16 protein-coding genes are annotated in these 18,184 nt (G+C 75.4%); 9 read left to right on the top strand and 7 right to left on the bottom strand.

What is annotated here, in order from left to right:
* Positions 1-3: 3 nt before the first annotated feature.
* From G5V58_RS11325 to G5V58_RS11340, 4 genes are read right to left on the bottom strand one after another with little or no spacing between them, the layout of a single operon-like run.
* Complete coding sequence (locus G5V58_RS11325; RefSeq protein ID WP_165232452.1) at positions 4-1,125, bottom strand: hypothetical protein; 1,122 nt, start codon at positions 1,123-1,125, stop codon at positions 4-6.
* Positions 1,118-1,636, bottom strand: a complete 519-nt coding sequence (locus G5V58_RS11330; protein WP_165232454.1) for a SigE family RNA polymerase sigma factor — start codon at positions 1,634-1,636, stop codon at positions 1,118-1,120. The genes G5V58_RS11325 and G5V58_RS11330 overlap by 8 nt, the downstream gene beginning before the upstream one ends.
* A gap of 40 nt (positions 1,637-1,676) precedes the next feature.
* On the bottom strand, positions 1,677-2,507 hold the full coding sequence (locus G5V58_RS11335; RefSeq protein ID WP_165232456.1) for a Type 1 glutamine amidotransferase-like domain-containing protein: 831 nt from the start codon (positions 2,505-2,507) through the stop codon (positions 1,677-1,679).
* 6 nt (positions 2,508-2,513) lie between these two features.
* Entirely contained in the window at positions 2,514-2,753 is a 240-nt protein-coding gene (locus tag G5V58_RS11340) for a hypothetical protein (RefSeq protein ID WP_165232458.1), read from the bottom strand.
* A gap of 85 nt (positions 2,754-2,838) precedes the next feature.
* Here G5V58_RS11340 and G5V58_RS11345 point away from each other — a divergent pair, with 85 nt between their 5' ends.
* From G5V58_RS11345 to G5V58_RS11355, 3 genes are read left to right on the top strand one after another with little or no spacing between them, the layout of a single operon-like run.
* The gene (locus tag G5V58_RS11345; protein WP_165232460.1) at positions 2,839-3,999 is read left to right on the top strand and encodes an exonuclease SbcCD subunit D; all 1,161 of its coding nucleotides are present in this window, start codon (positions 2,839-2,841) and stop codon (positions 3,997-3,999) included.
* On the top strand, positions 3,996-6,773 hold the full coding sequence (locus G5V58_RS11350) for an AAA family ATPase (protein ID WP_165232462.1): 2,778 nt from the start codon (positions 3,996-3,998) through the stop codon (positions 6,771-6,773). The genes G5V58_RS11345 and G5V58_RS11350 overlap by 4 nt, the downstream gene beginning before the upstream one ends.
* Positions 6,774-6,793: 20 nt before the next feature.
* Positions 6,794-7,561 (top strand): class I SAM-dependent methyltransferase, encoded by a 768-nt coding sequence (locus tag G5V58_RS11355; RefSeq protein ID WP_165232464.1) that lies wholly within the window; start codon positions 6,794-6,796, stop codon positions 7,559-7,561.
* On the opposite strand, the gene G5V58_RS11360 is transcribed toward G5V58_RS11355, so the two are convergent.
* On the bottom strand, positions 7,536-8,240 hold the full coding sequence (locus tag G5V58_RS11360) for a sulfotransferase family protein (RefSeq protein ID WP_165232467.1): 705 nt from the start codon (positions 8,238-8,240) through the stop codon (positions 7,536-7,538). The genes G5V58_RS11355 and G5V58_RS11360 overlap by 26 nt on opposite strands.
* A gap of 148 nt (positions 8,241-8,388) precedes the next feature.
* Between G5V58_RS11360 and G5V58_RS11365 the strand changes: the two genes are divergently transcribed.
* The 5 genes from G5V58_RS11365 (at position 8,389) to G5V58_RS11385 (ending at position 13,040) form a co-directional block, all read left to right on the top strand.
* Positions 8,389-8,745, top strand: coding sequence for a hypothetical protein (locus tag G5V58_RS11365; RefSeq protein WP_165232470.1), 357 nt, complete (start codon positions 8,389-8,391; stop codon positions 8,743-8,745).
* 389 nt (positions 8,746-9,134) lie between these two features.
* The gene (locus G5V58_RS11370; RefSeq protein WP_165232473.1) at positions 9,135-9,434 is read left to right on the top strand and encodes a DUF3105 domain-containing protein; all 300 of its coding nucleotides are present in this window, start codon (positions 9,135-9,137) and stop codon (positions 9,432-9,434) included.
* A 26-nt stretch (positions 9,435-9,460) separates the two neighbouring features.
* Positions 9,461-10,972: a TldD/PmbA family protein gene (locus tag G5V58_RS11375; protein WP_165232476.1), complete on the top strand. Its 1,512-nt coding sequence runs from the start codon at positions 9,461-9,463 to the stop codon at positions 10,970-10,972.
* A complete protein-coding gene (locus G5V58_RS11380) occupies positions 10,969-12,375 on the top strand; it encodes a metallopeptidase TldD-related protein (RefSeq protein WP_165232479.1) in 1,407 nt (468 codons plus the stop codon). The genes G5V58_RS11375 and G5V58_RS11380 overlap by 4 nt, the downstream gene beginning before the upstream one ends.
* A 59-nt stretch (positions 12,376-12,434) precedes the next feature.
* A complete protein-coding gene (locus tag G5V58_RS11385; RefSeq protein WP_165232482.1) occupies positions 12,435-13,040 on the top strand; it encodes a hypothetical protein in 606 nt (201 codons plus the stop codon).
* On the opposite strand, the gene G5V58_RS11390 is transcribed toward G5V58_RS11385, so the two are convergent.
* Positions 13,021-14,505 carry a CYTH and CHAD domain-containing protein gene (locus G5V58_RS11390; RefSeq protein ID WP_165232485.1) on the bottom strand — a complete coding sequence of 495 codons (1,485 nt, stop codon included), beginning with the start codon at positions 14,503-14,505 and terminating at the stop codon, positions 13,021-13,023. The two genes, G5V58_RS11385 and G5V58_RS11390, sit on opposite strands and share 20 nt — an antisense overlap.
* Before the next feature lie 68 nt (positions 14,506-14,573).
* Here G5V58_RS11390 and G5V58_RS11395 point away from each other — a divergent pair, with 68 nt between their 5' ends.
* On the top strand, positions 14,574-15,263 hold the full coding sequence (locus G5V58_RS11395; RefSeq protein WP_165232488.1) for a hypothetical protein: 690 nt from the start codon (positions 14,574-14,576) through the stop codon (positions 15,261-15,263).
* A gap of 6 nt (positions 15,264-15,269) precedes the next feature.
* On the opposite strand, the gene gcvP is transcribed toward G5V58_RS11395, so the two are convergent.
* Positions 15,270-18,140 (bottom strand): aminomethyl-transferring glycine dehydrogenase, encoded by a 2,871-nt coding sequence (gcvP, locus tag G5V58_RS11400; RefSeq protein WP_165232491.1) that lies wholly within the window; start codon positions 18,138-18,140, stop codon positions 15,270-15,272.
* Positions 18,141-18,184 lie beyond the last annotated feature (44 nt).

Here is an 18,184-nt window from a genome sequence, read left to right on the forward strand (position 1 = left end):
GGGTCAGCTCTCGTACGTCGCGCCGAGCACCCGGACCAGGTCGTTCTTCCCGGGCGCGAAGCCGTCCGGCAGCGGCGTCGTCGTGCACTGCGCCGTCGCGGCCTCGCAGGTCTCGAGGCCGCCCTTGGTGATGCTGAAGAGCGTGCCGTCCGTCGTCCAGCCGGAGTCCCACGCCTGGCCCGGGAAGGACACGTGCGTGCCGTCGGCCACGGAGTAGACGTCGAACCCGGACGGCGCGTCCTGGTCGACCACCTTGGCCCAGCGGCCGTCGGGCGACAGCGTCAGGTACGCGAACCGCGGTCCCTGGACCGACAGCAGCACCTCGCCGGTCTGCGCGTCGCGCACGGTGTGCGTCCGGCCCTGGGCACCGACCACGCGGCCGCCGGTGACGGCGGGCGCGCCGGACTCGGTGAGCACGGTGCTGGTGGTCGTGGTGCCGGTGCGCCAGTCGACGATCTGCGTCGGGCCGTCGGTGCCGACGTACACGTCGTCGCCCGAGAGCGCGACGGGCGGCGCCTCCCAGCCGCCCCAGGTGAAGTCGCCGGGCACGTCGACGCGCGCGGCCTCCTCGCCGGAGCGCACGTCGACGACGACCGCCTCGATCTGGCCCTGCTCCACGTCGGCGAAGGCCAGGTAGGGCTCGGCCGGGTCGGTCGAGGGCACGACCTCGCCGAGCGTGAGCCCGAGGTCGCGCACCGTGCCGTCCTCGGTCACGAGGCTGAAGTGGAACGGGGCGCCGCCGTCGGAGTCGCCGTTGCGGTTGGTGCGGACCAGGAGGCCGGCCGAGGTGGGGTACAGCGCCTGGACCGTCTCCGGCAGCCGGGCCGAGACCGCCCCGCCCCGCAGCCACACGGTGTCGCCCAGCGCGAAGGCCGCGCCCACGTCGTCGTCCGGCGGCGCGGACGCCACGGGCGGGCCCGGTCGCTGCGCCGGGTCGCCGCCGAGGGTGGCCGCCCCCACGCCGATCGCGGCGACGGCCAGCACCGCGCCGCCGGCCGCGAGCCGGCCCGTCGTGCGCCGGCGGCGGGCCGCGCGACCGGCGACCAGGACGTCGGACGCGGGCGGGGGCGGCACGGGCACGTGGTCGGCCTCGGCGTGGAGCAGGGCCGCGAGTCGTTCAGTCACCAGCAACTCCTGAGGTCATCGGGACGATCGCGTCGCCGAGCAGGCGGCGCAGGGTGTCGAGGGCCTTGGCGGTCTGGCTCTTGACCGTGCCCTCGGTGACCGACAGCGCCCGGGCGGTCTCGGCCACGGAGTGGTCGTCGTAGTAGCGCAGCACCACCACGGCCCGTTGCCGCGGCGGGAGCTGGGCCAGGGCGTCGAGCACCGTCGGGCGCAGGGCGTGGTCGGACTCCACCCGGCCCTCGGGCAGCACGGACGTCGGCAGCTCGTTGCGCCACGACCGCCGCCGGAACCAGGACGCCGCGGTGTTCACCATGGTCGTGCGGGCGAACCCCGGGGCGGCCTGCACGTCGCGCACGCTCGACCACGCGGCGTACGTCTTGGCCAGTGCGGTCTGCACGAGGTCCTCGGCCAGCGCGGCGTCACCGACGAGGAGGTACGCCGTGCGGTAGAGCCCCGGCCACGCCGCGTGCACGAACTGCGTGAAGTCCTCGTCCGAGGGCGATCGGGCCATGTCCACCAAGATGCGCCGTCCCCTGGATCGGTTGCCTCGCTCAGTCGGCCAGATGGCCGTTCTGCGGGTCGATGCCCTCGAGGAAGCCCTCGATGTGCCGCTCGACCACCCAGTCCGGCGTCTCGGTGGGCGCCGGCGGCGCCGGCTCCGAGGCCGGGTGGAAGCGCAGCGACGTGCTCGGCGCACCGATGGTGAAGCCGTAGCCCGGGTCCGGCCCGCTCAGCCAGTCGCAGTGGACCTGACCGTCCGGCGCCCGCCGCACCCGGAACCGCTCCCCCGCGACCGTCCACACCGCGCCCTCGTCCGGCCCGACCCCCCGCTGCGTGTCGCCGTCCACCACGACCGCCTGACCGTCGGCCAGGGCGAGGTGCGGCACGCCGTGCGCGGTGCACCACTCGACCCACCCGGTGGAGTCCGGCCGGGTGTGGGGCGCCACCGTGAAGGCCACGAGCCCCAGCCCGTCGACCGGCCGCAGCTCGCGGCCCGGGAAGGTGGGCCCGAGGACGCACGCGCCCGCGCTGTAGCCGCCGTAGACCAGCGTGTCCGCGGTCAGCCGCTCCCGGATCAGGTCACTCGCCCCACTCCGGTCCAGGGCCTCCCGCAGGGCCTCCGCGTCGCCGCCCATCACCCACACGCCGTCGCACGCCCCGAGCACCTCGAGCGCACCCGGGTCGGCCAGGTCGACCTCCACCGGGTCCAGACCGAGCGAGCCCAGCTCCGCGAGCTCGTCGTCGATCCGCGCCCGGCGCCGCTCTGGGTCGTCGAGGTAGGCGCCGGCCGCGACGAGGCCCACCCGGCGGCCGGGGCCGAACAGCGCGACGTACTCCTCCGGCGCGGAGCCGAGGCGCTCGGACGAGAGGAACAGACGCACGCGACCTCAGCCCCGCTGGTGCGGCTCGCGTGCCTCGTCGGGCTCCGGCTCGGGTGCCACCGGTCGGGCCAGGAGCACCATCGCCGCGAGCCCGCCGCCGACGAGCACGACGAAGGCCGCCACCCAGAGCAGGTTCCCTCGGACACCGAGGGCGACCAGGAGGCAGGCCGCGCCGAGCGTCACCATCAGGCCGACCGGCAGGACCATGGGGACCAGCCGGTGGGTGCCGTCCGCATCATCGTCCACGTGACCAGTGTCGCCCAGGCGGCCGAGTGGCCGGTCCCGGCGTGGGAGCCACCAGGCTGTCGGCGGTCCGACCTACGGTCCTGCCATGCGCATCCTCCACACCAGCGACTGGCACCTGGGCCGGTCGTTCCACCGTGAGGGGATGCTGACGCACCAGGCGGCGTACGTCGACCACGTGCTGGAGGTCGTCGAGGCCGAGGCGGTGGACCTCGTGGTGGTGAGCGGGGACGTCTACGACCGCGCGCTGCCGCAGGTGGACGCGGTGGCGCTGGCCGACGAGGCGCTGGCGCGGCTGGCGCACTCGCGGGCGCGGGTGGTGCTGACCAGCGGCAACCACGACTCGGCGCAGCGGCTGGGCTTCAGCGCGCGGCTGATCGACGCGGCGGGGGTGTTCATCCGCACCGACGCGGCGGGGGTGGGCCGACCCGTTCTGATGGACGACGCGCACGGACCGGTGGCGGTCTACGGGCTGCCCTACCTCGACCCCGACGCGGTGCGTGAGCCGTGGGGGCTGGGCGCGCGGTCGCACGAGGCGGCGCTGGCCGAGGCCATGCGGCGCGTGCGGCACGACCTGCTGACGAGGGGCGGCGCGCGCAGCGTGGTCCTGGCCCACGCCTTCGTGGCCGGCGCCCAGCCGAGCGACTCCGAGCGCGACATCAGCGTGGGCGGGGTGTCGCGGGTGCCGACGAGCGTCTTCGACGGCGTGGACTACGTCGCGCTCGGCCACCTGCACGGACCGCACACGCTGACCGACCGGATCCGCTACAGCGGCTCACCGCTGGCCTACTCCTTCTCCGAGGCCGGCCAGCGCAAGGGCTCGTGGCTGGTCGACCTGGCCGCCGACGCCACGGTGCGGGCCGAGCACGTCGAGGCGCCCGTCCCACGCCCGGTCGCCCGCCTGCGCGGCACGCTCGACGAGCTGCTCACCGACCCGCTGCTCGCCGAGCACGAGGACGCGTGGGTCGAGGCCACGCTGACCGACCAGCGGCGCCCGGGCCAGGCCATGGAGCGGCTGCGGCGGCGCTTCCCGCACGCGCTGGTGCTGACCTTCGCCCCGGGCCGCGACGCCGACGCCGCGGTGCCACTGGCCCGCACCCGTGGGCGCAGCGACCACGAGATCGCGCTGGACTTCGTGGCCGACCTGCGCGGCGTCCCGGCCGACGAGGCCGAGAGCGCGCTGCTCCAGAGCGCCTGCGACGCCTGCCGCGAGGACCCCGAGGCCGACGTCCTGGTGGGCCGCGGATGAGGCTGCACCAGCTCGAGGCGACGGCGTTCGGCCCGTTCACCGGCACCGTCACCGTCGACTTCGACCGACTCAGCGACGCCGGGCTGTTCCTGCTCTCCGGCGCGACCGGTGCGGGCAAGACCAGCGTGCTCGACGCGGTCTGCTTCGCGCTGTACGGCGACGTGCCCGGCGACCGGGCCAGCGCCAAGCGGCTGCGGGCCGACCTGGCCGAGCCGGACGTGCCGACGCGGGTGCAGCTCGAGGCCACGCTGTCCGGGCGCCGGTTCCGCATCGTGCGCTCGCCGTCCTGGCAGCGCCGCAAGAAGCGCGGCACCGGCACCACCACCGAGCAGGCCTCGGTCACGGTCACCGAGCGGGTCGACGGCGCCTGGGTGCCGCGGGCCACGCGCCTGGACGAGGCCGGTCACCTCATCGGCGAGCTGGTGGGCATGACCCAGAGCCAGTTCACCCAGGTGGCGATGCTGCCGCAGGGCCGGTTCCAGGCCTTCCTGCGCGCGCGCTCGGAGGAGCGGCACAAGCTGCTGCACCAGCTGTTCCGCACCGGTCGGTTCGAGCAGGTCGAGCGGTGGCTGCGCGAGCGTCGGGTCGCCCTCAAGCGCGACCTGGAGTCCGCCCACCGCACGCTGGCCGACCTGGTCAGCCGGACCAGCGAGGCGGTGGCCGCCCCGCTGCCCGACGGCTGGGACCCGCACGACCTCACCACCCCCGCGCTGGACGGCGAGGTCGCCGCCTGGGCCGCCGCCCTCGAGGACGAGGCCGCCCGCCGGGCCGAGCAGACCGCCGCCGAGGTCACGTCCGCGGCGCAGACCGAGGAGGCCGCCCGCACCGGCCTCGACGCGGGCCGCCAGCTCGCCGCCCGGCAGCAGGCCGTGGCCGAGGCCCGGCGGCGTGCGGCCGAGCTCGACCGCGAGGCCGTCGAGGTCGACGTCCTGCGTGAGGCGCTCGAGGTCGCCGCCCGCGCGGCCACCGTGCGCCCCGCGGCCCGGCTGGCCGACCGGGCCGAGCGGGCCGCAACCGCCGCCCGCACGCGGGTCCAGGACCCCGAGGCCGACCGGGAGCACCTGCGCGACCTGGAGCGGACCGCGGCCCAGGCTGCCGCGGCCGCGGCGGCGGTCGTGCGCCGTGAGGCCGAGGTCGTCGGCCTCACCGCCAGCATCGAGGTCGACGAGCAGCGGCTGGCCCGGCTGCCGGCCCTGCTGGAGGCCTGCGCGCTGATGCGAGCCGTGGCCACCGCCGAGCAGCACGCCGATCTGGTCGTGGCCATCGCCGGCGCCCGCGAGGCGCACCTGAGCGCCCAGGCCACCGCGCTCGACCTGGGCCAGGCGCTGCTCGACCTGCGCCAGGCCCGCATCGAGGGCATGGCCGCCGAGCTGGCCGGCGCGCTCGCCGTCGGCGCGAGCTGCCCGGTCTGCGGCTCGGCCGACCACCCGCACCCGGCCGTCCCGCACCCCGACGCGCCCGATGCCTCCGCGGAGCGGTCCGCCGCCCGGGCCGTCGACGAGGCCAAGGCCGAGGAGTACCTCCGCGCCGAGGAGCTGCGCGACCTCCGCACCCGCGAGGCCGCCGTGGCCGAGCGCCTCGACGGCCGCCCGCTGACCGAGTTGAGGCGCGCCCTGGAGGCGCTCGACGCGAGCGGGGCCGAGCTCGACGAGGACGCCCTGGCCACCGAGCGGGCCCGCCTGGAGACCGCCCTGGCCCACCGCCGAGAGCGGCGCGATCAGGCCGCGGCCGAGGTGGCGGCCGCGCTGGCCGGTCACGACGCGCCCGACCTGGCCACCCTGGTCCACCAGCTGCAGCAGACCGAGCGCCGGGCCCAGGAGGCCGGGCGCGCGCTCGACGCCCTGACCGCGGCCACCGAGGCGCACGCCGAGGCTGCGGAGGCACTGGCCGAGGCCCTCGCCGACGCCGGGTTCGACGACGCCGACCAGGCCCGGGCGGCCGCCCTGAGCGACGAGGCCGTCGGTCGAGCGACCGCGCGGATCCGCGACCACGAGCGCCGCCTCGCCGCGGTCGCCGCCGTCCTCGACGCCCCCGACGTGGCCGAGGTCAGGACGTCCGACGCACCCGACCTCGTCACGCTGGCCGCCGACCACGCCCGCGCGCTCGACGCCCTCACCGCCGCCCGCGCGGCCGCCGAGCGCTGGTCCACCCGCTCGCGCCGGCTGGCCGACCTCACCGCTCACCTGACGACCGCGCTGGAGCGCTGGCGCCCGACGTACGACGACTGGCGGCTCACCCACGAGCTCTCGACGTTCTGCGAGGGCCGCTCGACCGACAACCGGCTGCAGATGCGGCTGTCGGCCTACGTCCTGGCCTTCCGACTCTCCCAGGTCGTGGCTGCGGCCAACGAGCGGCTGGCCCGGATGAGCGACCACCGCTACTCCCTCGAGCACACCGGCCGAGCGGGGGCCGGTGAGACCCGCGGCGGCCTGAGCCTGCTGGTCCGCGACGACTGGTCCGGGGAGACCCGCGACCCGGCCACGCTGTCGGGCGGCGAGACCTTCGTGGTCTCCCTCGCGCTCGCGCTCGGCCTGGCCGACGTCATCACCCAGGAGGCCGGCGGCGCCGAGCTGGACACGCTCTTCGTCGACGAGGGCTTCGGCTCGCTGGACGCCGACACCCTCGACGACGTCCTCGACACCCTCGACGAGCTGCGCGACGGCGGCCGCGTGGTCGGCGTGGTCAGCCACGTGGCGGAGATGCGCGACCGGATCCCCACCCAGCTGGTCGTCGCCAAGGCGCGCACCGGCTCCACCGTCACGATCCGCAGCTAGTCGGGGCTAGATTCGGGAGCATGGCCTTCGGGAACGCCGACTCCTACGCCCGCTTCATGGGCCGCTTCTCCGAGCCGCTCGCGCCGGCGTTCCTCGACACGGTCCGCACCCCGGCCGACGGGCTCCTGCTCGACGTCGGCTGCGGGCCGGGCGTGCTGACCGACGTCCTGGTCCAGCGCTACGGCGCGGACCGGGTCGCGGCCGTCGACCCGACGCCCGACTTCGTAGCCGCCGCGCGCCGGCGCCTGCCCGAGGCCGACGTGCGCCAGGGCATCGCGGAGGAGCTGCCGTGGGAGACCGACACGGTCGCTGCGTCCTACGCCCAGCTCGTCGTGCACTTCATGTCCGACCCGCGCCGCGGGATCGCCGAGATGGCCCGGGTCACCCGGCCCGGCGGTCCGGTGGCCGCCTGCGTGTGGGACCACGGCGGCGGCCGCGGCCCGCTCAGCGCGTTCTGGAGCGCGGTCGACGAGCTTGACCTCGGCGCCCGCGACGGCGACCGGCTCTCCATGGGCTCGCGCGAGGGCGACCTGCCGCGGCTGTTCGGCGACGCCGGCCTGGTCGACGTCGAGCACGGCCAGCTGGCGGTGACCGTGCCCATGGCGTCCTTCGACGAGTGGTGGGCGCCGTTCGAGGAGCCGGCCGGCTCGGCGGGCGACTACCTCGCCACCCGCACGCCGCAGCAGCGGGCCGAGCTGCGCGACCTGCTGCGCACGCGCTTCCCCGACGAGCCGTTCGACCTGACCGTGTGGGTCTGGACGGCTACCGGGCGCTCGACCAGTCGCTGAGGTCGAGGCCCCACTCCGACTCCAGCCGGGCCAGCTGCGGGGCGTACATCACCCGCAGCGACTCCCGCAGCCCCTCGGGCCAGTCCCAGTCCGCCCGGCTGCTCGACCCCGACGCCTCGTGCACCCCGGCCAGCGCCACCGGCTCCAGCCCGAGGCGGCGCCACACGTCCTCGACGTACGACGCCGGCGCCCGCCGCACCTGCTCGTAGACCATCACCACCAGCCGGTCCCGGCCCACCGCGGACGACCACGCGGCCAGCTGGTCGGCGTAGAAGCCGGTGAAGGTCTGCATGGTGATCGGCACCGGGTAGGGCCACGGCGACGGCTTGCCGGCCGCCGCACGCGTGGCCGCGAGCCGCATGGCCGAGCGGAACCGCTCCACCGGGTCCCGCAGCAGCACCAGCGCCGGCGCCTCGGGCACCAGCCGGGCCGCCGCGGCCGGCACCGAGGCGTGGCGGAGGTACTGCGGTGTCCACTCCCCTCGCCGCACGCCGTCCGCCGGGAACAGGTCGAGGTAGTCCGACGCCGGCAGCACCCCGTCGGCCACCTTGTGCAGCAGGTGCTGCTCCTTCTTGCCGTTGGTGCCCAGCCCCACCTGCGGGTGCTGGGTCAGCAGGTCGGTGAACCACGTGGTCCCGCTGCGCTGGGCGCCGATGCCGAGCCACGAGGGTGCAGACATGGCCGCCACCCTAGATCTACCCGGTTCTGTACGTGCTCCTCGTGCTCCTCGTGCTCCTCGTGCTGCTCGCGCTGGCCGTCTCGGCCGGCCTCGGGGTGGCCGTGACCCGCCGCGACACCTCGACCACCCCGCCTCGCAGCGGTAACGGTTGCGGTTGCGCGTCGCGGCCCAGGTCGGCTGGCACGCGCTGCTCGTCACCACCACGGGCTGCGCCGACAGCCTGGCCGACTGCCGGACGCCGGGCGCCCGGGCCGTCGAGCTCGCCGGCGGCCTCGCCGTGGCGGCCGCCTCGCTCGCGCTCGCGCTCGGGCTCGACCGCGCGCTGGTCGACCTCGGCCGCCAGCTGCTCGCCTGGCTCCGCGTCGCCGTCCCCGTCTCCCCTGCGACCGGTCCCGTCCGGTCCGGACGTCCGGCCCTGCCCCCGGTGCCGCTGCGCGCCTCGCTCGTCGTCGCCGCTCCCACCCCGCCGCGCGGACCGCCGGGCGGAGCCGCGCGCACCCCCTGAGACCCGAGGCCTCCCAGCCACAGCGCCGGAGGGGCCGGTGCGCGCGACCCGCGTCCACCCGCCCGTCCCAGGGAGTCCTGCCATGTCCAAGCTCGTCACCGCCTGCGCGCTCGTCGCGCTCCTCCTCGTCGGCCTCGCCGCCTACGGCCCGGTCCGCGAGGCGCTCGCGCCCGACCCCGACCTCGCCGGCCTCGGCGCCCCGGCATCGGCCTGCCGACCCGAGGAGACCCGCCCGGCCGAGGGCAACGCCGTCCACGTCCCGCGCAGCACCCAGCTCACCTACCCGACCGCGCCGCCGGCGTACGGCCCGCACTGGAGCGAGCCCGGCACCGCGCCCGCTCGGCCGCACGTTCTGCACCGCCGCCGACCGCCCCGAGCTCGAGGCGCTGGTGCACGACCTGGAGCACGGCTACACGCTGCTCTGGTACGACGACACCACCGACCAGCGCGCCGCTCGGCAGATCGCCGAGGCCTTCGAGCCCGCGGACGAGGTGATCGTCGCTCCGTGGACGAGCGCGGACGAGGCCGAGAGCGGGACCTTCCCGGCCGGCACCCACGTCGCCCTCACGCACTGGTCGGCGGAGCAGCAGGGCGTGTTCGAGTACTGCACCGCGCCCTCCGGCGGCGCCCTCCAGCAGTTCCTGGACGCCCACCCGATCGGGGACTCCCCCGAGCCGGGCGCGCCGTAGGGAGCGCCCCGGGTTAGGTTCGACACGTGCCGGAGATCGATCCGAGCTTCACCGCCCTGCCCTACCGCGAGCTCGGCGCGGCCGCCCTGGGCCGAGCCCAGGAGCTGGGCGTCAGCCACGCCGACTTCCGCTTCGAGCGGATCAAGCACCAGCGGCTCGTCGTGCGCGACGCGGTGCTGCAGACCGCGATGGACGCCGACGACGTCGGCTTCGCGGTCCGCGTGATCCACCGCGGCGCATGGGGCTTCGCCAGCGGTGTCGTGCTGACCACCGACGAGGCCCGGCGGGTGGCGGAGAGCGCGGTGGCGGTGGCCGAGGTCGCCGCCGAGATGACCGCCACACCGGTGGAGATCGCCCCGGAGCCGGTGTACGCCGACGTCACCTGGGTCTCGTCCTACGACGTCGACCCGTTCGCCGTGAGCGTGGCCGACAAGGCCGCGCTGCTGGTCGACTGGACCGAGCGGCTGCGCCGGGGCGCGGCGGTCGACCACGCCACGGCCAGCGTCGGGCAGGTGCTGGAGACCAAGTACTACGCCGACTCCGCCGGCACCGTCACCACCCAGCAGCGTGTGCGCGTCGATCCGGAGGTCGAGGCCTACGGCGCGGGCGCCGACACCTTCGACTCCATGCGGACGCTCAACTACCCGGTGGGCCGCGGGTGGGAGTACCTCACCCAGCAGAGCCTCCACGACTGGGACGCCGAGCTCGAGGAGATCCCCGAGCTGCTGGCCGAGAAGCTCAAGGCGCCCAGCGTCGAGCCGGGCCGCTACGACCTGGTCATCCACCCCTCCAACCTGTGGCTGACCATCCACGAGTCGATCGGCCACGCCACCGAGCTGGACCGGGCGCTGGGCTACGAGGCCAACTACGCGGGCACGTCGTTCGCGACCTACGACCAGCTCGGCACGCTGCAGTACGGCTCCGGCGTCATGAACGTGACCGGCGACCGCACCGTCGAGCACGGCCTGGCCACGATCGGCTACGACGACGAGGGCGTGCAGACCCAGTCCTGGGACATCGTCAAGGACGGGGTCCTGGTCGGCTACCAGCTCGACCGGCCGATGGGCCACCTCAAGCCCGAGCTCAACGGTGGCCGCTCCAACGGCTGCGCGTACGCCGACTCCCCCGGCCACATCCCCATCCAGCGGATGGCCAACGTCTCCCTGCAGCCGGCGCCGGACGGCCCGAGCACCGAGGAGCTCATCTCACGCGTCGAGCACGGGCTGTTCATCCTCGGCGACAAGTCGTGGTCGATCGACATGCAGCGGTTCAACTTCCAGTTCACCGGCCAGCGCTTCTACCGGATCCGCAACGGCGAGCTGGTCGGCCAGGTCCGCGACGCGGCCTACCAGGCCACGACCACCGACTTCTGGGGCGCGATGGAGGCCGTCGGCGGCCCGCAGACCTGGGAGCTCGGCGGGGCGTCCAACTGCGGCAAGGCCCAGCCCGGCCAGGTCGCGCCGGTCAGTCACGGCTGTCCCACGTCGCTGTTCCGCGACATCCGCATCCTCAACACCACCCAGGAGTCCGGCCGATGAGCGCGAGCACCGGGCACGGCGTGGACCCGCAGTCGCTGGTCGAGCACGCGCTGGCCGCGTCGATGGGCGACGACTGCGTGGTCGTCGTGCGCGACAGCACCAGCGCCAACCTGCGCTGGGCCAACAACACGCTCACCACCAACGGCGTCATGCACGGCGTGCACGTCAGCGTGGTGTCGTACGTCGAGCAGGCCGGCGGCGTCTGCACCGGCTCGGTCAGCGGCAGCGCGACCACCCAGGCCGACGTCGACGCGCTGGTCCGGGCCGCCGACGCCGCCGCCCGGGCCGCGAGCCCGGCCGACGACGCGAACCCGCTGGTGCGCGACCGCACCTCACCGGACTGGTCCGACGCCCCCGCCGAGACCGGCATCGGGGTCTACGACCGGGTCGCGCCCGCGCTCGGGGAGGCCTTCGGGCGCGCCGGCGACGGCGGCCGGGTGCTCTACGGCTTCGTCGACCACCGCGTCACCACGACCTACCTCGGCTCGACCACGGGGCTGCGGCTGCGCCACGTCCAGCCGACCGGCCACTTCGCGTGCACGGGCAAGACCGCCGACCTCCGCACCAGCGCCTGGGTCGGGACTGCGACCCGCGACTTCAGCGACGTCGACCCGCTGGCCTTCGAGGCCGAGCTGGCCCAGCGGCTGGCGTGGGGCCAGCGCCGGGTCGACCTCGACGCCGGGCGCTACGACACCATCCTGCCGCCGACGGCGGTGGCCGACCTGGCCATCTACGCCTACTGGGAGGCCGGCGCCCGCGACGCCTGGGACGGCCAGTCGGTCTACTCCCGGCGCCCGACCGGGACCCGGATCGGCGAGAGCATCGCCCGCCCCGAGGTCACGCTGCGCTCGGATCCGGCCTACCCCGGCCTGGAGTGCGCGCCCTTCGAGGTCGTCGCCGCCTCGTCGCAGGACAGCTCGGTCTTCGACAACGGCCTCGAGCTCGGACCGGTCGAGTGGATCCGCGGCGGCGAGCTGGCCGCGCTGCGCCAGAGCCGGCACACCGCCGCGCTCACCGGCCAGCCCGTCACGCCGAGCGTGGACAACCTGGTCCTCGAGGTCGACGGCGGCGCCGGCTCGGTCGAGGACCTGGTCGCGGGCACCGAGCGCGGGCTGCTGCTGACCTGCCTGTGGTACATCCGCACCGTCGACCCCCAGACCCTGCTGCTGACCGGGCTGACCCGCGACGGCGTCTACCTGGTCGAGGGCGGGGAGATCACCGGCGCGGTCAACAACTTCCGCTGGAACGAGAGTCCCGTCGACCTGCTCCGCCGCTTCAGCCACGCCTCGGCCACGGTGCCGAGCTTCAGCCGCGAGTGGGGCGACGACTACTTCTCGCGCACGGCGACGCCCGCGCTGCGCGTGCCGGACTTCAACATGTCCAGCGTGTCGCCCGCGAACTGACCCCGGACCCACCGGCGCGGCGTCTGCGCTGGACCTGTCGCGCGCCGTACGTTCGTGGTATGAGCGCAACCATGGACCACGGGACCGACCCGGTGACCGAGCCCGTGCAGCAGCAGCCCGTCGACGGGCCCGAGCCGGAGCGGGTGCACCCGCTCGACGAGCCGCGCACCGAGCCGACCCGGGTGGTCGAGACCGAGCCCGTGCGCCGCGGGCGCGGCCTGGGCGCCAACCGCCACCTGGGCAGCGTCGTGCTGTCCTTCCTGGCCACGATCGGCGCGTACGGCGCGCTCGACTACGGCTTCTACCGCGCCAACACCGCGGCCTCCACGAACGGGCTCGACGGCACCCGGCTCGCCGACGCGACGATGATCGCGCTCGGTGCGGCCGCCGCCTGCGTGCTCGTCGCGGCCCTGGCCGCTCGGATCTCCGGTCTCGGCCCGCTGCTGGCCGGCCTGGTCCTGGGCGCCGCGCCGGCCGCGTGGGTGTTCCTGGACTGGAGCTCCTACGTCTCGCGCCTCGACGACGTGCCCGAGCTGTGGGAGCACACGACGTTCGGGCTGGCCTACGTCGCGTTCGCGGTCTACCCGGTCACCGCCGGCCTCCTCATCGGCGCCGGCCTGGCCGGGCGCTGGCGCCGACCCAAGCTCATCGCGCCCACCGACTGACCGCCCTCGCCAGGACGGCCCAGGCCGCACCGGCCTCGGCGAGCGCCTCCCGCTCGCGCTGCTCCTCCAGGGCGTGCTGACGACCCAGCGCGAACGACGGCACACCGGTCCGCGCCGCCTCGGCGGCCAACGCGTGCAGCCACTGGCGGGCCACCACGCTGTCCTGGTGGTCGCCGAGGACCCGGGTGACGCCGCGGGCGGCCCGCCGCGGCTGCCGGGCCCGGTCGTCCCAGGCCGGCTCGACCAGCTCGAGGGCGTAGCGCAGGCGCTTCACCGCGCGCCGGACCTCGTGCACGTCGGCACCGTCGCGCCGCCGGCGCCGCGTCCGGCGCCACTCCCGGGCCAGCCGCGCCGGCAGCACGTCCCGGGCCCGGCCGTCGGCGGCGCCCGTCCACGGCGGCCGAGCGACCAGGTCGTCGAGCGCGGTGCGCAGCGCGTGGTAGCGCGTCGACGTCAGCACCTCGGCCACGTCGACCCGGCCCTCCGCGGCCCGGCCCGCGGCGTACTCCTCGAGCAGGCGGAGCGCCGGCTCCCCGAACAGCTCCTCCCGCGCCAGCTGCCGCGCGATCCGGTCGCGCACGACCTCGTCGTCTCGGAGCTGGCCGAGCGAGCGGGCCAGCCAGCGCAGCTCCTCGCGCACCGGCTCGGTGCGCTCCCGGTCCGCCAGCGCGCGGTACGTCGCCAGCGCGGCCCGCAGCCGCCGGCACGCCTTGCGCACGCCGTGCACCCCGCCGGCCCCGCCGCGGCGCACGACCGGGTCCAGCCGGGCGATCTCGTGGACCTGGGTCTCGAGCCAGTGCCGGAGCAGCAGGCGGGCCGGCCCCTTCCGGGTCAGCGCCGGGGCCACGTCGTGCGCGCCGGTCGGCAGCCCGAGGACCACCGCGACCTTGCGGGTCACCGCGCTTCGGTGCACGTCGTGCGCGGCCAGGACGGCCTCGACCACGTCGAGCAGCTCGCGGTCGCCGTCGACGAGCTCGACCTCCCACTCGCGCCAGGTGACGTCCTGGGCGTCCAGCTGCGCGGCCCGGCCGGTGACCCGGTCGTCGGCCAGCTCGGCCAGGACCTCGCCCTCCGGGCCCACCAGGTGGTAGGTCGTCCGGTGCGTCCGGATGCGGGCGACCGGTGCCACCGCGATCCCCCGGGTCCAGCCGTCGACCAGGTCGAGCAGCTCGTCGGGGACCGGGTCGGGCGCCTCGCGCAGCGGGACGTGCAGCTCGCGGCGGGCGTCCGGTGCGCCGACCGGGAGCTTGAGGTGCCAGCCCTCGTCGGGACCGCCCTCGCGCCGGCGCAGCGTGACGCCGGCCCGGATCAGGGTCAGCCCGGGTGTGTCGTGGTACGTCGCGTCCAGCTCCACCTCGCCCACCGGGTCCACGCCGACGACCGGCCCCGCCCGGGTCAGGTCGGGCACGGGGACGTCCGGGCCGGGGCTGAAGACGCGCTCGACCTCGAGCTGGGTGCGGGTCACGGGCGCCCTGTACCCACCCCGGCCGCGCATCCGTGACGGGGCGGCCTTGACCCCGTAGGGTCCGGCGCATGACGACCCGACGCGCGCTGCGCACGCTCGCCTCGATCGCCCTCGGCGGGCTGGGCCTGGTGGCCGGGCTGCTCGTGGCGCCGCCCGCCGGCGCCGCCGGACCGCCCGTGACCGCGCCCGATGCGGCGGCCGTCTACCAGGGCAACGTCGTCGCGGTGCTCCCGGTCCAGAACGACCACGACCCCGACAACGAGCTGCTGACCGTCTGCCGCCTCGGGACCGAGCACTACCGCGGCATCGACGTCGGCTCCTTCGGCGACGAGGTCGACATCTCCGTGCGGCCGAGCACCTCGCCGGGCGTCTACACCTTCACCTACTACACCTGCGACTTCCAGACGCTGGTGCCCGGCACCATCAGCCTCACCGTGGAGCGGCTGCCGAAGATCAAGGTGCGGCCCGACGGTCGCGGCCAGATCAAGGTCAAGAACCCCTTCGACTTCAAGATCCGCTTCCTCTACGGCTCCTTCGACGAGGCCGCCCCCGACGCCAAGGCGCTGATCAACCCCGGCGCCACGGTCACCCTCCCGGTCGAGCGGACCAGCATCGACTGGACCGCCTACAACCGCAAGGGCACCGTGTTCTGCGGGACCGGCACGGTCAAGGGCATCCGGTTGCGCGCGCAGGCGCGACCCGCGGCCGGCGTGCCCCTCTCGGACCGGCTGGCCCGGGCTTGGCGCACCGCCGGCTGAGGCGTCCTAGTCCGCGAAGGCCTCCAGCGGCGGGCACGCGCACACCAGGTTGCGGTCGCCGTAGGCCTGGTCGATCCGGCCGACCGGCGGCCAGTACTTGTCGGGATCGATGCCGGTCGGGAAGACCGCGAGGTCGCGGGAGTAGGCGCGGTCCCACTCCCCCGCGAGCGCACGGCTGGTGTGCGGGGCGCCCCGGAGCGGGGAGTCCTCGGCGCTCCACTCGCCCGCGGCGACCCGGTCGATCTCGGCCTTGATCGCGATCATCGCGTCGCAGAACCGGTCGATCTCGCCCAGGTCCTCCGACTCGGTCGGCTCCACCATGAGGGTGCCGGCGACCGGGAAGGACATGGTCGGGGCGTGGAAGCCGTAGTCGATGAGCCGCTTGGCCACGTCGTCGACCGTGACACCGGTGTCCTTGGTCAGCCCGCGGACGTCGAGGATGCACTCGTGGGCCACGAGCCCGCCGTGGCCGCGGTAGAGCACCGGGAAGTGCTCGTCGAGCCGCTGCGCGACGTAGTTGGCGCTCAGCACCGCGGACGCCGTCGCCCGGGTCAGGCCCGCCCCGCCCATGAGCCGGACGTAGGCCCACGAGATCGGCAGGATCCCCGCCGAGCCGTACGGCGCGGCGCTGATCGGGCCGATGCCCTCGCGCTTGTCGGCGTCGGGGTGCATGCCGTGGCTGGGGAGGTACGGCGCCAGGTGGGTGCGCACCGCGACCGGGCCGACGCCGGGGCCGCCGCCGCCGTGCGGGATGCAGAAGGTCTTGTGCAGGTTCAGGTGCGACACGTCGCCGCCGAACTCGCCCGGCTTGGCGAAGCCGAGCAGCGCGTTGAGGTTCGCGCCGTCGACGTACACCTGGCCCCCGTGCTCGTGCACGATCCGGCACAGCTCGGTGATGGACTCCTCGTAGGCGCCGTGGGTCGAGGGGTAGGTGACCATGATCGCGGCCAGGCTGTCGGCGTGCTTCTCGCACTGCGCGCGCAGGTCGTCGAGGTCGACGCCGCCGTCCTCGCCCGCCTTGACGACGACCACGCGCATGCCGGCCATCACCGCGGAGGCGGCGTTGGTGCCGTGGGCGCTGGACGGTATGAGGCAGACGTCGCGGGCGGTGTCGCCGTTGGCGCGGTGGTAGCCCCGGATGGCCAGCAGGCCGGCGAGCTCGCCCTGCGAGCCGGCGTTCGGCTGGATGGAGACCCGGTCGTAGCCGGTGACCTCGGCCAGCCAGCCCTCGAGCTGGCCGACGAGCCGGTGGTAGCCCTCGGCGTCCTCGGCCGGCGCGAACGGGTGCAGGTCGGCGAAGCCCGGGAGGCTGACCGGCTCCATCTCGGTGGTCGCGTTGAGCTTCATCGTGCACGAGCCGAGCGGGATCATGCCCCGGTCGAGCGCGTAGTCGCGCGCGCTCAGCCGGCGCAGGTAGCGCAGCATCTGGGTCTCGGAGCGGTGGCTGTTGAAGACCTCGTGGGTGAGGAACGGCGTGCGGCGGACCAGCTCGACCGGCAGCGCGTCCTCGGTGCGGGTGTCGACGCCCTCGAGGTCGTCGGCCGCGACGCCGAACGCCCGGAGCACGGTGCCGACCGTCGCGAGCGTGGTCCGCTCGCTGGTGGAGACGCCGACGTGGTCGGCGTCCACGAGGCGCAGGTGCAGCCCGGCCTCGCGGGCCCGGGCCACGACCTCGGCCGCCCGGCCCGGGACCTCGGCCACGACGGTGTCGAAGAACTTCTCGTGCGCCAGGGGGATGCCCGCCTCGCGCAGCGCGCCGGCCAGCACGGCCGCGCAGCGGTGGGTGCGTCGCGCGATCGTCCGCAGCCCCTCCGGGCCGTGGTACACGGCGTACATGCTGGCCACCACGGCCAGCAGGACCTGGGCGGTGCAGATGTTGGAGGTCGCCTTGTCGCGGCGGATGTGCTGCTCGCGGGTCTGCAGGGCCAGGCGGTACGCCGGGCGGCCCTGCGCGTCGACGCTGACGCCGACCAGCCGGCCCGGCAGGTGCCGCTCGAGGCCGGCCGCGACGGCCATGAAGCCGGCGTGCGGGCCGCCGTAGAACAGCGGGACGCCGAAGCGCTGGCTGGAGCCCACCACCACGTCCGCGCCGAGCTCGCCCGGCGACTCCAGCAGGGTCAGGGCCAGCAGGTCCGCGGCCACGACCAGCTTGCCGCCGCGCGCCGAGACGTCCTCGGCCAGCTCGCGCGGGTCGAGGACCCGGCCCGAGGCGCCGGGGTACTGCAGCAGCACCCCGCACAGGTCGCCGTCCGGCACGCCCTCGGCCAGGTCGGCCACCACGACCTCGATGCCCATGGCCTCCGCGCGGGTGCGCACGACCTCGATGGTCTGCGGCAGCGCGTCGGAGTCGACCACGAAGGCGCCGGTGGCCTTGCGGCTCGCGCGCCGTACGAGCGTCATGGCCTCGGCCACCGCCGTGCCCTCGTCGAGCAGGCTGGCGTTGGCCGTCGGCAGCCCGGTGAGGTCGCCGATCACGGTCTGGAAGTTGATGAGGGCCTCGAGCCGGCCCTGGGAGATCTCGGGCTGGTAGGGCGTGTAGGCCGTGTACCAGCTCGGGTCCTCGAGCACGTTGCGCCGGATCACCGGCGGCGTGGTCGTGCCGTGGTAGCCCAGCCCGATCATCGCCTCGGCCGGGTGGTTGAGCGCGGCCAGCGCCCGCAGCTCGCGGGCCACCGCGTCCTCGCTGGCCGCCACCGGGAGGTCCAGCTCGGCCGACGTGCGGATGCCGCCCGGCACCGCCGCCGCCATGAGCGCCTCGAGGGAGTCGTAGCCGAGCGTGGCCAGCATCCGCTCGACGTCCTCGGGCCGCAGCCCGATGTGCCGGTCGGCGAACGGGAGGGCGGACTCGAGCTCGGTGAGCGAGGGGTGGTCTGACACGGGGTGGCTCCTCAGCACGGGTGGTCTGGGCGCTCCCCCTCAGT

Origin of the sequence: Nocardioides anomalus (assembly GCF_011046535.1) — a bacterium.
Lineage (GTDB): Bacteria > Actinomycetota > Actinomycetes > Propionibacteriales > Nocardioidaceae > Nocardioides > Nocardioides anomalus.

Bases quoted from the DNA above. Each gene is read 5' to 3' on its own strand.
- G5V58_RS11360 (WP_165232467.1), bottom strand. From the start codon at position 8,240: ATGTCTGCACCCTCGTGGCTCGGCATCGGCGCCCAGCGCAGCGGGACC.
- G5V58_RS11345 (WP_165232460.1), top strand. From the start codon at position 2,839: ATGCGCATCCTCCACACCAGCGACTGGCACCTGGGCCGGTCGTTCCAC.
- G5V58_RS11385 (WP_165232482.1), top strand. From the start codon at position 12,435: ATGAGCGCAACCATGGACCACGGGACCGACCCGGTGACCGAGCCCGTG.
- G5V58_RS11350 (WP_165232462.1), top strand. From the start codon at position 3,996: ATGAGGCTGCACCAGCTCGAGGCGACGGCGTTCGGCCCGTTCACCGGC.
- G5V58_RS11355 (WP_165232464.1), top strand. From the start codon at position 6,794: ATGGCCTTCGGGAACGCCGACTCCTACGCCCGCTTCATGGGCCGCTTC.
- G5V58_RS11380 (WP_165232479.1), top strand. From the start codon at position 10,969: ATGAGCGCGAGCACCGGGCACGGCGTGGACCCGCAGTCGCTGGTCGAG.
- G5V58_RS11330 (WP_165232454.1), bottom strand. From the start codon at position 1,636: ATGGCCCGATCGCCCTCGGACGAGGACTTCACGCAGTTCGTGCACGCG.
- G5V58_RS11395 (WP_165232488.1), top strand. From the start codon at position 14,574: ATGACGACCCGACGCGCGCTGCGCACGCTCGCCTCGATCGCCCTCGGC.